Source organism: Mucilaginibacter sp. HD30 (genome assembly GCF_054061755.1).
The window spans coordinates 1,313,979-1,328,706 of record NZ_JBSSEO010000001.1 but is presented as its reverse complement, the minus strand read 5'-3'; the positions used below and the strand labels follow the sequence as shown (position 1 = coordinate 1,328,706).

Here is a 14,728-nt window from a genome sequence, read left to right as displayed (position 1 = left end):
CCGCTTTAAATTAAAGTATTACCTTTGTATATGCCGTATAAAGAACGCGATATCAGCAAACTATACTATACCATGGGCGAAGTCTCGGCCATGTTTGATGTTAATGCCTCGCTAATACGGTTTTACGAAAAGGAGTTTGAAGTACTTCAGCCTAAGAAGAATAAAAAGGGCAACCGCTTATTCACCCAAGAAGATCTGGAGAACCTCAAGATCATTTTCCACCTGATAAAAGATAAGGGCTACACGCTGAACGGCGCTAAGGATCACCTTAAACAAAACATGCATGATGTTAAGGATAGCCAGCGTGTAATTGCTTCTTTGGAAAACCTGAAGAAATTTTTGTTAGAGGTAAAAGAGCAGCTTTAATTAAGCCACCATCTCTGCAAACAGCCTTTGCAATGTTTTTTCGCAATCTGCGGTTAACCCGGGGTGTACTTTTGATGCCTGTACAACGGTACTGCGGGTAGCGGTAAGCCATCTAAACCTTGAAGCCTCATCCAATGCAGCAATAGGGCCGCAGGTGGTATTACCTTTAGTTATTTCGGCAAAGGCATGCAGGTTAGCTTTTACTGCTGCAATATCTAATCCATTTGCGAAAGCCGCAACGCGTTCATCATCAACCTTAATAATACATTGCAGAAACTTTGTCGTCTTACAAAACAGTATAACACCGACATTAATAAACTCTTCGCGTTCTACCCTGGGTACAACACGTATTACGGCGTACTCAAAAACGTTTTTCACGGGCATAGTTAGCTTCTTCAATAAATGTTGCAGATGCTGCAAGGCGCATTGTTAAAAACCGTGTATAAACCTCGCGCTTTTGCACTGCCGTTAGGTTTTCATCCTCCAACCACTCTGTAGGAATCAGGTCAACAATTTGCCGTATTTTATCTTCTGTTAATAATGCTTTAAACGCACCGTCAACAGTATTAAGTTCAGTTGCCCAGGGCAGTAACACATGGTCTTTGATAGGTACAAAAGGTCGCGTCGCCTGTTCTTCCCAATTATCCCAAGAGTGATGAAAATACAATGCCGCACCATGATCTATCAACCAGAGCTCTTTGTGCCACATCAGCATATTGGTATTGCGCGGTGTACGGTCAACATTGGTAATTAAACAATCCAGCCATACTATTTGCGACGCGAGCAAAGGCGATGGCTGCGTAACTACAGCATCAAAAGTTATAGCTCCAGATAGATAATGTAAAGCCAGGTTAAGGCCCACGCTCGCTTTTAAAAGGTCTTGAATTTCCTCATCGGGCTCTGTACGGCCAAAGGCAGTATCTAAATTAGCAAACACTATCTCAGGCACTTTAAAACCCAGCGTACGGGCCAGCTCGCCACCTATCAATTCGGCTATTAAAGCCTTGGTACCCTGCCCCGCTCCTCTGAATTTTAATACGTAAAGAAAATCGTCGTCCGCCTCAGCTATTGCGGGCAGTGAGCCGCCCTCGCGCAATGGTGTAACATAACGGGTAACATTTACCGTTCGCAAGGCAGAAATTGTCGTAGTCATTGTGTGTTTCAGGTGCTAAAATTACTCATTTAAACTAAATACTTTTAAAATTGCGATAGCTTGTTTGTAATTTCACGATTCAAGGGCACCGCGCGCCTAAAGGTAAACTATGCATTCTAAGTTGATCAACAAAAACAAGCAGGTTATATTATATGGTATCGCTCTTGCGGGTTTACTGGTATTGTTAAAATGGCTGGAATTTAAATTGATCATCGTAAACCACGCTTTTGAACTGTACATTGGCGCCATCGCTATCTTTTTTACCACATTGGGTATATGGTTGGCATTGAAACTAACTAAACCCAAGGTGGAAACGGTGGTAATTGAAAAGTCTGTTTATAAAGAAGTCATGCCTGATTTTAAGGTAAACCAATTAGAGGTTAATAAATTAAACCTAAGCGCCCGCGAATTGGATGTATTGCAACTGATGGCGCTTGGGTTAAGTAATAAGGAGATATCTGATCGGTTATTTGTTTCGCTTAATACGATTAAAACACATTCATCAAAAATATTTGAGAAGATGGAGGTAAAACGCCGTACCCAGGCCGTAGAAATGGCTCAACGCTTAGGCATCATACCTTGATACTATGGTAGGATTATTTACTCAGCCCATACAAGAGAGCGCCTTGAATGGCGCCCTTTTTGTACGCTGATAAAACCTAATTTAAATGAATGCTGGCAATGCCTTTCTCCAGCGCTATGTCTTTCACGTTCGGCAACGAAGTGCCTTCTACTCTAAACACTGTCAGGTCGGTTAAACCAATATGACCTAAAACGGTTTTTAGATATGGAGCTACAAAATCATTTCCCTGCATAGGTCCTTCAGAATAAATACCACCGGTAGATTCGGCAATGTAGACTTTTTTATTTTCGAGCAAGCCATGCAAGCCGTTGGCGTCATAACGGAAAGTGACCCCTGCTCTTATGATGTGATCCAGCCAGGCCTTTAAGCTGGAGGGGATGCTGTAATTGTACATAGGCGCTCCAATTACAATGATATCTGCTTCCTGGATGGCATTTATTGCCTCATCAGAATGTTTAACGGCTTCCTGCAACGCAACACTCCTACTTTCAACCGGTGTGAAGAATGAAGTTATATGCGCTTCTTCAAGATGCGGAAAATTCTGTTGATCTAAGTTGACCTCTGTCACCGCGCTGCCCGGATGGGCTTTTTTTATCTTTTCAACAATGGCATTCCCTAATTTTATACTAAATGACGCTTCGCCGCGCGGACTTGAAATAATGTGCAATATCTTTTTCATAGTTATAATATTTTTTTGATTTCTCAAAATTACTTACATTTACTAACAAAAGGTTAGCACTATACAAAAGGTTAGTACTTACCTTTTGTATAGTTAATAAAAAATAAGATGGTTATAGAAGAGAAAAACTTAAGTACGCCAGAATGCACCAGGCGTTTAACCGCAGTGGGCGATGCGCTATATGTTATCGGTGGCAAATGGAAATTACGTGTAATCATAGCGCTGCGTGAGGGCCATACACGTTTCAACTTAATACAGCGCGCTATAACAGGCATATCAGCCAAGGTATTGGCAAGCGAGTTAAAAGATTTAGAATTGAACGGCTTTGTTAAAAGAAATGTGCATACAGGCACCCCTGTAGTTGTAGAATACCAACTTACGCCCTACGCGGATTCGCTAAATGATGTATTAACCGCATTATTCGCCTGGGGTATATCACACAGAGAACGCATTAGAGAGGGATCTATTTGAGTAATGTTTAATCTGATTACTAATGTCAGGTAAATTCTTAAGGGTGATATGACGCCATAAAAAAAGCATCCCTGAATATGCGGGGATGCTTTTCTTATTAATGACATCTAACTTTATTATTCGGAATAAACATATTTAGGGAATGAAGCAACATCAACAGGTTTAAACAACAATTGTGAAAACATATAAAGACCGTTTTTCCAAACTTTAAAATCATGTTTGCCCGGCTCAATGTAGTAAATATGCGGAATGCCTTTTGACGCCGCGTACTCATGTGTTCTTTTGCTGTAGGTAATTAAATTGTCTTCGCTACCACATGATATCCAAAGCAGCTTTAACTGTTTTTTTGCAGCCTCCGGATCAGGGAACAATTGTTCGGCTGGTTTAGTATTCGGAGCAGAAGAAAAAGCGCCTACCCACGCAAATTTATCCAGATTACCTAAGCCAAAATTTAACGTTTGGCCACCACCCATTGAAAGGCCTGCTATAGCTCTGTGCTCTCTATCGGTTAACACTGAATATTTGCTTTCAATATAAGGTATAAGGTCTACCAAAAGATCTTTTTCAAATGTAGCGAACCCTTGAACTTTCGGCCCCGACATTGAATTTGACCTGGTGTCATCTTTCGATGCGCGACCATTAGGCATAACGATTATCATTGGTTCAGCTTTTCCATCGGCGTAGAGATTATCCATTATAATCGGAGGATGACCGCCATCGTTTAACCATTCTTTTTCATCGCCGCCTATTCCATGTAAAAGATAAAGTACGGGATATTTTTTACTTGCTGTATAGCCCGGTGGCGTGTAAACTGTGGCTTTACGAACAGTTCCAACAGTGGTTGAATTCCAAGATACAGAATCAATTTTGCCATGCTTTATGCCGGTACGTTCAACGTCAAATGTGACAGGCATTTGTTTTACAACGCCTTGGGATAAAGCAGGTAAGGTAAATGCTGCCGATAAAGCAATTGCGCAGGCAACTACTTTAATGTGTGATAATGCTTTCATTCTTTTAAGTTTTATTTATTGGTAAATTTAATGCTCTTTATTTGAATGTTTTGCGCAGTTCCGGTGGAAAACTTTACAAAAACATCGTGCTGCCCGGCAATGCCATTCAAAGCCTTGCTGAAACTTTTCCAGCTGCTGGCCTCTGTAGCAGTTACGGGTATGGTAGCAATCAACTTGTTTTTTTGTATGTCATCAACGTAAACCTCTAATTGGCCGGTTGCTTTTGCTGATGCCGAAACGGTTATTGACGATGCGGCCTTTCCCAACTCAACGCCAGATATCATAAACCAACCGCCTAATTTAGAAGTATTAGTTACCGGGTTGCCGGTCTGGTTAGTTAAAGTTGTAACGCCAAAATAATTACTACGGCTTTCTGCGGGAATCTCTGACGATCCATCTTTGCAAATAAACAGATCAAAATCAGCGGTTTTATTCTCTGCAAATAAGCCAACGCTGGTGCCTACCCATGAATTATAATTAGGTTGAGATTTGTCAAGATTAACAGCACTTATTGGCGCACCTAACGATGACCATTTCTTACCATCAGAACTATAGAAAGCAGTTAAACGGTGTTGATATCTCTCCAGCTTAAGCCATACAATATTGCCAATGGTATTTGCAGCACTGCGCGTGGCAGTGTCCATCTGGAAAATTATTTTTTTGCCGTTATCATAACCAGTATACAATTTAACAGTAACGCGCTGATTACCGCTGGTTAAGTAAATCCCTGCTTTACTTGCCGCATCCGTAGCATCAAGGTCAACCTTTGTTACGGCAGTATAAAAATGGTCTGTTTCTTTCTGCACTAAATGTGTGGTACTTGTATCCGCATTGAGTCTAACCCAGCTTTTTTTAGCAGTAAGCGAATATTTTGTGGAGGCTTTTTTAGTAAGGAAATGCCAGGCCAGATCAAGGGTTGGGCTATCAAAATAATCAGTTTTAACTGATCTCCACGCAATTCCGGATTTTGGTAAATTTGGTTTAACAACAGGTTGAGTAGTTGGCGCTGCTCCCCATGGTCTGTCGCCATCCCACGTTACCTGGTACAAACCGGTCTGGCGGCCAAGGCCCGACCAATCATCGCCGTCATATTTTTCATAACTCTGCCCTATTGTCCACCAGGTTCCATCTGCTAACTGTACAGGTGCAGCAATGTGATTGGGGCGCCGAAACCCTACTTTGGCATCGGTAATAGGCTTAAAGAAATTCCCTAACCTCTCCCATTTACTTGAGTCCGCAGTTAAGGCCGAACCTTTAATAGCATATTGCCCGCCTGAAACATCCCCGGCAGGGTAATAGTAATAAATGCCATTTCGTTTTGACATTACCGGGCCTTCGGCCCAGCTATATTGCAATTTGGCGTTTATCCAGTCCATGTTCATCACCTTACTTGTTAACTGCCCATCTTTGCCTAATTCTTGCAAGCGGTTAACTTTTTGGCCGTTTTTAATTACCATGTAGGGCTTGCCGTCATCATCTACAAAAATAGAGTTGTCATACCCAAGGTTGCCTGTTTCAGGGTTAGTATTAACCTTTACAGGTGTTGACCATGGGCCTTTAGGCGAGCTTGCTTTTGAGAACCACTGCCCGTTTGCCGAGAAATAGATCCAGTAAGAGCCATAGAAATAAGTTATGGCGCCCTGCCATATTCCATTTGACGGACGATCGGTAACAAATCCTGCACCTGCGGCAGGTAAAACTCTGCTTATTATTTCCCAATTTACGAGATCTTTTGAATGATAAATTGGTAAATATGGGTTGAAATGAAAACTGGAACCGCAATGATAAAAATCATCACCAACTTTCAACAGCGTAGGATCGGGATGGTCTCCTGGTAATGCCGGATTAACGTAAGTTTGAACGGTTTGATAAAATAAGGCGGAATCGACCTTTGTCGCCTTTTGCGCTTGAGCAGACATTACGCCTGCCAGCACAATAACTGCAACTGCCGAAATCCGGTAAAACTGCTTCATGATGGGTTGTTTTATAATTGAGCTGCAAAATCGCATTTTTTTTAATTGTTTATATAACAATTAAAAAAAATGTTGCCGTAAAGGCCGAACGTATCTAAAAAGTTGCTAAGTACTCACCTACCCATAAATTCATCGTGTTGTAGAAACAAAAGGCTGAAACTTGTATTGTTTCAGCCTTTAAATATTTACTTTTTGGCGGGTGCTAATGAGAACACCCAATTTACTATTAACCTGGCTTGATCTGGCTTAAGCGCCGGATGCGGTGGCATCGCGACATCACCCCATACGCCACTTCCACCACTTATAATCTTTTGCGATAGCTTAGTAGTATTAGTTGCATTATGCGCATATTTTTTTGCCACCTCTGTAAAAGCAGGACCAATTGATTTTTCATCAGCTTTATGACATGCCGGGCAATCAAGACTCATCATTAATGTTCTGCCCGGAGCATTTAGTTTAGCCGTATTGGCGGCTGCAACAACAGCCTGGCTGCTGCCGGCAATAACATTGGTACTTTTGCTTTTTCCGGTCCCTGTGGCATCACTCGCGGTTACAAACACCGTATAGTTTCCTTTTGTAGTATAAGTATAAGTTAGGGTAGGCAACGTTGTTACGCGTTTAAGCCCATTACCCAAATTCCAGTTATAGCGCACTATTTTGTTATTTTCTGCATCGTTAGCTTTCACAGTGAAGGTTACTGTAAATGGTATATTTCCGGCAGTTTTGCTGGCACTTATAGCAGTTATTTGCGGCGCTAAGTTGCCCGTACTATAATCAATTCTGGAAAGTGCCGCATCCTGATTTTTAGCAAACCAGCCATTACCATATTCAAGTACATATAATTTACCATCTGGCCCAACCTCCATATCAACCGGAGCGTTAAACTTAGTGCTGTCCATAAAAGGTTCCATGTTATCATAATCCCCTTCCGGTGTTAATGTAACTGCTTTTATCCAGCCACGCATCCACTCGTATATAAGCAGCTTGCCGTTGTAATAGGCGGGCAGGCCGGGTTTTACATAACGGTCGCCATAATAAACCGGGCCGGCCATTGCGGTACGACCACCGGCTCCTGTTTGAGGGAAATCAGCCGAGGCGGTGTACGGATACCATATAAATGCCGGTTGCGCCGGTGGTAATTCGGTTAAACCTGTATTATTCCGCGAGTTATTAATAGGTTTTATAGGATCAAACGCTGCGCCCGATTTGCCCGTGCCGTAATCATAATCATGATAAGCCAGGTTAGGGCCGATAAATAGTGGCCAGCCAAAATTCCCGGCTTTACGTGCCTGGTTAACTTCATCATATCCTTTTGGACCGCGCGTTGCCATGCTGTCTGCCTGCGCATCAGGCCCAACTTCACCCCAATATAAATATCCGGTTTTAGCATCAATAGAAATACGGTACGGGTTTCTATTACCCATTACATAAATTTCAGGACGTGTTTTAGGTGTTCCATTGGCAAAAAGGTTGCCGTCTGGTATTTCGTAGGTTCCGTCAGGCATAATTTTTATACGAAGTATTTTTCCGCGTAGATCATTGGTATTACCCGCCGCTCTCCTATCATCATTGGTTTCAAAACCAGGGCGCTGATCCAGCGGAGCAAATGAATTGGTATTAGGCGCACCTTTAGGCACATTTTCCTCGTCAAATGGAGATGTATTGTCACCTGTAGATAAGAACAATTCGTGGTCTTTGCCAAATGCTATTGACCCACCTGTATGGCAGCAGGTTTCCCGATCTGTTTTAACTTCTAAAATTCGCTTTTCGCTTTTAAGATCAAATACATTGTTCTTAAAAGTAAAGCGCGATAAATAATTAACAGGTTTGTTTTCCGGGCTGGCGGGGCTATAATAAACGTATAAGTAATTATTGGTTTTAAAATCAGGATCAAGTTGTATACCCAATAAACCATCCTCTATAGGATGCGTGGCCTTTTTAAGTTCTTTAAAATATACATCCAGCTTTGCCACCTGGTTAAGGGTTTTTGTTGCCTGGCTGTATTTTAGTATTTCTCCTCTACGTTGTACTACCAAAATATCCAGATTAGGCAGTATTGCCATTTCTGTAGGTTCAGTAAATTTCCCTATTGAAAGTACATTTTTGTTAAAACGAGTTTCGTCAGGCGCATGTTGGGCTTTAACTTTTGTATAATCTAATGCCGGATGATCCATAGCATAGTTAATACCGCCTAATATGTGCTTCACCATCAGGTCTTCGGTATATGACTCTTTGGTGTGACCTAAACCAGTATAAAAAACCTTTCCACCATCAAACTGGTGATACCAGGCTATGGGGTGATTGGCGCCCATTTTAAAACGGGTAAAATTGGCGTTATAAGTCAGGCTCGATTCTTCCAGATTAATCAGCACTTTAACGTCTTTATTCAGTAATTTGTAATGATACCACTCATCCTTACGTTTCCATTCTGTTGGCAACATATTGGTTGATGGGTGATTTTTGTCAACCACTGACATTGTAGCCATCTGCTGGGCCGGATGGGCTGCAAAATAGGCCCCTATCATACGCCCATACCAGCGCCAGTCGTATAGAGCATCAGAAGTGGCGTGTATGCCTACAAAACCACCTCCTGCTTGTATATACCTTTGCAAGTCAATACGTTGGTACGGATCAAGAAAAGAACCCGTTGTGCTTACAAAAACAACAGCGGCGTATTTTTTAAGATTACTTTCTGCGATCTTATCGGCGTTTGAAGTAGTATCTACGCCGAAATTATTTTCCTTGCCCATTTTCATGATTGCTTCGGCTGCTGCCTGTCGCGAATCATGCGGAAAGGCCGCTACTTTAGTGAAAACCAGCACGCGTTTTTGTGCTGACGCGGTGAATGCTACAATAAACAGACAGATAAGCGTTAGCTTAACGGTGCCGAAAAATTTAAAGGTCATAATGTATTTGTTATAATCGGTTGAGCAAATTTTGCCTAAAACAAATATGCAACATTTTAGATATAATTCATTAACGCAAGTCAGCACTAAAAGTTTAAATTCTTACCTAAAAAGCGGCATATTTGTGCCATGGTGATAAGTATTTTAGGCTGCGGATGGTACGGTAAAGCGTTGGCTATTGAATTCTTAAAAAAAGGTATTATTGTAAAGGGTTCTACCACTTCGCCGCAAAAATTACAGGTGCTTGATGCTGACGGCATAATGCCTTATTTAATTGACCTGGCACCAGAGAACGAAATAATTGATCCTGATTTTTTTAAATGCGATATTTTGTGGGTATGCATCCCACCCAAAGCTCGAGCAGGTAAAGGTTTAGCATATATTGTTCAAATAAGGGAGTTGATCAACATTATAAAAGACCAACACATTAGCCAAGTTGTATTAATCAGTTCAACGGGCGTTTATGGTGATAGGAATACTGTCGTAACCGAAATGGATGAACCCATGCCAGACAGCGAGGCAGGTAAAATTCTGCTTGAGGCAGAAGAGTTACTGAAACAAGAAACGAGTTTTACCACCACCATTATCCGCTTTGCAGGTTTAATAGGCCCAGACAGGGACCCGGGCAGGTTTTTTGCAGGAAAAACTAATATTCCCAACGGTGATGCTCCTGTTAACCTTATACACTTACATGATTGCTTGAGCATAAGCTATTCAATAATAGAAAAGCAAGCTTTTGGCAATACTTATAATGCTGTCAGTCCGCAACACCCTACAAGGGCAGAATTTTACACCAAAGTAGCAGCGCGTTCCGGCTTAGAAAAGCCACAGTTTATTGATGAAAAGAATAGCTGGAAGATAATTGAAAGTGTAAATGTACCCAGCAGACTGGGTTATACATACAAGGTAAATTTAACAGAATAGCGGTCCCGAAAACCGAGGCCGCTATAATGCAATATTATCTGCTCGCGTTAACTATCGCGATAGCATATTTTGTAGACTCAGTTAGTTCGGTATATTTTTTACCATCCATCACATCTTTGCTTACTAACTGGCTGCCCATACCAACAGCGCATACGCCCGCTTTGAACCAACCGCCAATGCTTTCCTGAGTTAACTCAACCCCGCCGGTTGGCATAAACAATAAGTTAGGGAACAATACTTTTATGCTTGATAAAAACGCCGGACCCAATATATTGCCAGGAAACAACTTGATAAATTTTGCACCAAGGTTCTCGGCCCTGATAATTTCAGATGGCGTCATACAACCGGGCACCCAAAGCAAATCGTTTCTCTCTGAAGCTTCAACAACTTCTTCTACCAATCCAGGGCTAATGATATAATCGGCACCAGCATCAGCAAAGGCTTGTGCGGCTTTGGCATCTTTTATTGTGCCTACTCCAAGGTACATGCCACCTAATTCCCTGTTACAAACCTCGCGCAGCTTAGCAAAGTTTCTTAATGCGGCTTCGCCGCGGTTGGTGTACTCAATGGTTTTTATACCGGCCGCGTATAAGGCGCGTAAAATATTTACACTAACTTCTTCATCCTGATGAAAAAATAAAGGCAGTATACCCTGCTCCGGTATTAGTTTTAATATGGTAGCTTTCTTATCCATTGATTGGTATTATTGAAAGTGTAAAATTAACAAAAGATGTATCGATATAGGCACATCAACCACAAATAACCTATATCATTTACGCAAACGTTGGCGAAATTTTTAAAAAATCCGGCGTCATTTCTTAGCTTTAAACTGTAGCTTTGGCAAGCACATACACTACATTTAAAAAGAATTTACACACAAAGATGTCAAAAAAAGTGGTTACGCTTGGGGAGATAATGATGCGGCTATCAACCCCTGATTATAAGAGATTTGTACAGGCCGAAAGCTTTGATATAACTTATGGCGGCGGCGAAGCAAACGTTTCGGCAGCATTATGTAATTACGGACTTGACAGTTCATTTGTTTCAAAAGTGCCCGATAATCCGCTTGGGCAGGCTGCTATTAACCACTTACGCAGATTTGGTGTTGATACACAATTTGTAGTGCGTGGCGGCAACAAACTGGGTATATATTTTGTAGAACCCGGCGCTTCTATGCGACCCACTCAAGTAATTTATGACCGCGCAGGCTCGTCTATAACAGAAGCTGAGGTTACGGAATTTGATTTTGATAAGATATTTGAGGGCGCAGACTGGTTTCATACAAGTGGCATTACCCCAGCCATAAGCGATAAAGCCTTGGCGCTAACAGAAGCTGCACTTAAAGCAGCAAAAGCTAAAGGCATTACCATCAGCATAGATGTTAATTACCGCAAAAAGCTATGGAGCTCAGAGAAAGCTCAAGAGGTTATGACCCGCCTTTGTGCCTACGCCGATATATGCATAGGTGCCGAAACGACGCTTGGTTTTAAGAGCCTGACTAACAATTATATCGACGGTAGACTTGATCTTACCGAGTATCAAACTGCATTTGAGCAGATGACGGAAAAGTTTGATTTTAAATACATTGCCACTATTTTAAGGGAAAGCCACAGCGCATCTGATAACAGCATGAGTGCGCTTGTTTACGGTGGCACAGAAATGTACAAAACCAAAGAATACAACATTCGCATTGTTGACCGGGTTGGTACCGGTGATTCGTTTGCCAGCGGATTTATATATGGCTTGATAACGGGCATGGCAATGAAAGACGCCGCAGAGTTTGGCGCTGCCGCCGCCTCGCTTAAACACACCATCCCAGGCGATTTTAACCATGCCACAGTTGCAGAGATTGAGACGTTGGTTAGCGGCGACGGTACAGGTAAAGTGCAGCGGTAATTTAGTTGATGGGTGGTGGATCATAGATCATTGCTATTTATGTGAATAACCTCACCTACGAAAGAAAAACGCCCATGAACAATGATCTAAAAACTATGAACCAATATGATAATAGACACTTTAGATAACGCAGCAAGATACCACACCCTGCATCCCGGTTTTAAAACCGCCTTTGAGTACCTGGCTTCAGTAGATTTGAATAAGCTTGAGCCAGGCACAATTGATGTTGCCCCGGGCATTAAAATTATAGTGGCCCAAGGCGAGGCACGCACAGCCGAAGCGGCCGTTAAAACGTTTGAGTGCCATAACCAAAACATTGATATACAATTGCTGATTAACGGCACAGAAACAATGGGCTGGAAACCCCGCAAGGATTGCAGCAATGTACAGGGTGATGGCTACAATGAAGCCAACGACATCTTGTTTTTTGAGGAAGCCGCCGATACGTTTTTTACATTGAACCCACTCCAATTTGTGATCTTCTATCCGGAGGACGTACATGCACCTATGATAGGCGAAGGCCTTATCAAGAAGTTAGTGGTTAAAGTAACCATATAGTACCCTTAAAATATTAGGTTAATGGCTCGCTAATAGCAGGCTTTTTATGTTAGATGTGCAGGTGTTGCACAAAATATACATTCCACCTTTTCGTAAAATATAATTGTCTTATTTTCAACATTTTAATTTTTTAAGTACAATAACTTATTCGTAGGGACAATTAGCTGTAAAATACCTTTAATGTATTAATTATCAAACAATTGTGAATTGACAAAATTTGCCATTTTTAGCAAAATTCTGCAACAGAATAGCAACACAAAAGCAACAGTTTAGCAACACTTTTGCAACAGGCTAAAAAAGCTAATTGTGTAAATTTAACCAACAAAAAAGGGCTGCATTTGCAACCCTCTATTATTAATTTTATAATTAACTAATAATCAATCCCTACTTTTTCTTTTGAACTTGTTGCTGTGCGCGCATCATTTCTTCCATTTTAGCGCCGAAGCCTGATTTCTTTTTGGTGGACTCCGGTTTCTTTTTGTTTTCCTGTATTTGCGCGTGGATCTTCTTGTCATCAACCATTAAGCGAATTATGTATTGCTGTAAGAACGTAAACATGTTAGCCAGGAAGTAGTAATAGTTTAAGCCTGCCGGATAAGCATTCAGGGCGCCTAAGAAAATTATTGGCGTTATATAGCCTATGTACTTCATTTGACCTGTAACGCCCGAGATCTGGTTGTTAAAATATGTGTAGATCAATGTGGAAATGGTCATCAAAACACACATCAAACTCAAGTGGTTACCAATAAACGGAAGCGTGAAACCAAATTGGATAAAAGGATCATACGTTGACAGATCGTGCATCCACAAAAAGCTTTCACCTCTCAACTCAAACAAACTCGGGAAAAACCTGAAAAATGCAATAACTATCGGCATTTGCAGCACCAGTGGCAAACATCCGCCAAGCGGATTTACTCCCGCTTTTTTATAGAGCTTAAGATACTCCTGTTGTAACAAAGTTGGGTTGTCCTCTCCTACTTTCCCTTTTATTTCATCCATCTCCGGCTTAAGCACACGCATTTTAGCCATTGATAGATAAGATTTGTAGGTAAGCGGCGACAATACCAATTTCAATATCACTGTGAGGGCTAAAATGATCAAACCATAGCTCCAGTTAAACTTCTCCAGGAAATGGAACACAGGCAATACAGCAAAGCGGTTAATATATTTAAGCGGTCCCCAACCCAGGTTAACCTGTTTTTCAAGATCGTAACCTTGTTTTTGCAGCAGATCAAACTTGTTCGGGCCGAAATAAAACTCCATTGGGAAAGTGCCATCGGTTTCGCGGTTTACTGCAAGGGTAGCTTTCATGTTTTTAATATCAACATGATCTGCCGTATCCAAGCTCACCGCCAGGTTGGCTTTGCTAATACCTTTTTTAGCCACCAATACACTCGAAAAGAAATGCGCCTTAAAAGAAACCCATTGTATTTTATGGTCTGCTACTTCCTTCGCGTCGTCTTTGGTTTCACTTAACCAATCTACGCCATCATCAAACGTATTATAATAAACTGTTGTATACTGGCGCTCCAGGTTCATATCCATTTCCTGTTTACGAACGCTGGTTTCCCAATTTAAATTAAAGAGGTTGCTGTTGGCTACAACATTGTCTAACCCTACAGGTTTAACGGTAAAACCTACCTTATACCCCTCGGCAGCAATTGAGTAAACATAATCTATATACTGTGTTGGGCTATAACTTAAACGCAGGGTAACGGTATTTGAGCCCTGTGAAGCTATCTGTGTGAAGTACCTTTCATTAGTGTTAACAATGGTTGATCCGGCAGTTAAAGTGGTACCAAATTTGTTATCGGTGCCGTCAAATAACATTAAAGGCTTCTTGTCAAAAGTCTTAAAGTTCTTAAGCTCAGCAGAATAAATGCGGGCGCCACGGGTGCTTAATTTAAGGCGGACGTCCTTGTTCTCCAAAGTGATCAGTTGCTCGCTTCCTGCTAATGAGGCTCCGAAAGGGCTTTTTAATGCGGCAGAATCAATTGCTGGTTGCTTTGTTGTTGTTGTGTCTGCTTTTACAACCGCCGCTGCAGGTGCCTTACCCGCTTTTTTCAAAGAATCCAGATGTACCCTTAGTTTTTCTTTTTGGATCTCAGCGTCAGACGGTTTCATTAAATAAACCGAACCGGCAATGATGATCATGATCAGGAATAATCCTGTAAACGTATTTCTATCCATTATATCGTATCTCGTACAA

The 14,728-nt window shown here is 41.5% G+C and carries 14 protein-coding genes; 6 read left to right on the top strand and 8 right to left on the bottom strand.

From position 1 onward, the window contains the following. The first annotated feature begins 30 nt into the window (after window positions 1-30). Window positions 31-366, top strand: a complete 336-nt coding sequence (locus ACVW2L_RS06470) for a MerR family transcriptional regulator (protein ID WP_457127148.1) — start codon at window positions 31-33, stop codon at window positions 364-366. Here the strand turns inward: ACVW2L_RS06470 and ACVW2L_RS06465 are convergent, their stop codons facing one another. Further along, a complete protein-coding gene (locus ACVW2L_RS06465; RefSeq protein WP_457127147.1) occupies window positions 367-750 on the bottom strand; it encodes a DUF3037 domain-containing protein in 384 nt (127 codons plus the stop codon). After that, window positions 728-1,519, bottom strand: coding sequence for a HipA family kinase (locus ACVW2L_RS06460; protein ID WP_457127146.1), 792 nt, complete (start codon window positions 1,517-1,519; stop codon window positions 728-730). Before ACVW2L_RS06460 ends, ACVW2L_RS06465 begins: the two co-directional genes overlap by 23 nt. 109 nt (window positions 1,520-1,628) lie before the next feature. On the opposite strand from ACVW2L_RS06460, the gene ACVW2L_RS06455 reads away from it, so the two are divergent. After that, complete coding sequence (locus tag ACVW2L_RS06455; protein ID WP_457127145.1) at window positions 1,629-2,102, top strand: response regulator transcription factor; 474 nt, start codon at window positions 1,629-1,631, stop codon at window positions 2,100-2,102. 76 nt (window positions 2,103-2,178) lie between these two features. On the opposite strand, the gene ACVW2L_RS06450 is transcribed toward ACVW2L_RS06455, so the two are convergent. Continuing rightward, the gene (locus ACVW2L_RS06450; protein WP_457127144.1) at window positions 2,179-2,781 is read right to left on the bottom strand and encodes an FMN-dependent NADH-azoreductase; all 603 of its coding nucleotides are present in this window, start codon (window positions 2,779-2,781) and stop codon (window positions 2,179-2,181) included. Between the two features lie 108 nt (window positions 2,782-2,889). Here ACVW2L_RS06450 and ACVW2L_RS06445 point away from each other — a divergent pair, with 108 nt between their 5' ends. Continuing rightward, the gene (locus ACVW2L_RS06445) at window positions 2,890-3,252 is read left to right on the top strand and encodes a winged helix-turn-helix transcriptional regulator (RefSeq protein ID WP_457127143.1); all 363 of its coding nucleotides are present in this window, start codon (window positions 2,890-2,892) and stop codon (window positions 3,250-3,252) included. A 116-nt stretch (window positions 3,253-3,368) separates the two neighbouring features. Here the strand turns inward: ACVW2L_RS06445 and ACVW2L_RS06440 are convergent, their stop codons facing one another. The 3 genes from ACVW2L_RS06440 to ACVW2L_RS06430 form a co-directional block, all read right to left on the bottom strand. After that, a complete protein-coding gene (locus tag ACVW2L_RS06440) occupies window positions 3,369-4,262 on the bottom strand; it encodes an alpha/beta hydrolase (RefSeq protein ID WP_457127142.1) in 894 nt (297 codons plus the stop codon). 11 nt (window positions 4,263-4,273) lie between these two features. Continuing rightward, a complete protein-coding gene (locus ACVW2L_RS06435) occupies window positions 4,274-6,235 on the bottom strand; it encodes a family 43 glycosylhydrolase (protein WP_457127141.1) in 1,962 nt (653 codons plus the stop codon). A 185-nt stretch (window positions 6,236-6,420) separates the two neighbouring features. Continuing rightward, on the bottom strand, window positions 6,421-9,141 hold the full coding sequence (locus tag ACVW2L_RS06430; RefSeq protein ID WP_457127140.1) for a ThuA domain-containing protein: 2,721 nt from the start codon (window positions 9,139-9,141) through the stop codon (window positions 6,421-6,423). A 129-nt stretch (window positions 9,142-9,270) separates the two neighbouring features. Between ACVW2L_RS06430 and ACVW2L_RS06425 the strand changes: the two genes are divergently transcribed. Continuing rightward, the gene (locus tag ACVW2L_RS06425) at window positions 9,271-10,065 is read left to right on the top strand and encodes an NAD(P)H-binding protein (RefSeq protein WP_457127139.1); all 795 of its coding nucleotides are present in this window, start codon (window positions 9,271-9,273) and stop codon (window positions 10,063-10,065) included. A gap of 34 nt (window positions 10,066-10,099) precedes the next feature. On the opposite strand, the gene ACVW2L_RS06420 is transcribed toward ACVW2L_RS06425, so the two are convergent. Further along, window positions 10,100-10,759, bottom strand: a complete 660-nt coding sequence (locus ACVW2L_RS06420) for a bifunctional 4-hydroxy-2-oxoglutarate aldolase/2-dehydro-3-deoxy-phosphogluconate aldolase (RefSeq protein WP_457127138.1) — start codon at window positions 10,757-10,759, stop codon at window positions 10,100-10,102. 188 nt (window positions 10,760-10,947) lie between these two features. Here ACVW2L_RS06420 and ACVW2L_RS06415 point away from each other — a divergent pair, with 188 nt between their 5' ends. Then, window positions 10,948-11,961 carry a PfkB family carbohydrate kinase gene (locus ACVW2L_RS06415; RefSeq protein ID WP_457127137.1) on the top strand — a complete coding sequence of 338 codons (1,014 nt, stop codon included), beginning with the start codon at window positions 10,948-10,950 and terminating at the stop codon, window positions 11,959-11,961. 105 nt (window positions 11,962-12,066) lie between these two features. Next, on the top strand, window positions 12,067-12,519 hold the full coding sequence (locus ACVW2L_RS06410) for a YhcH/YjgK/YiaL family protein (protein WP_457127136.1): 453 nt from the start codon (window positions 12,067-12,069) through the stop codon (window positions 12,517-12,519). A 384-nt stretch (window positions 12,520-12,903) separates the two neighbouring features. Here ACVW2L_RS06410 and yidC read toward each other — a convergent pair whose 3' ends face one another. Beyond that, window positions 12,904-14,709, bottom strand: coding sequence for a membrane protein insertase YidC (gene yidC, locus ACVW2L_RS06405; RefSeq protein WP_457127135.1), 1,806 nt, complete (start codon window positions 14,707-14,709; stop codon window positions 12,904-12,906). Window positions 14,710-14,728: the final 19 nt, after the last annotated feature.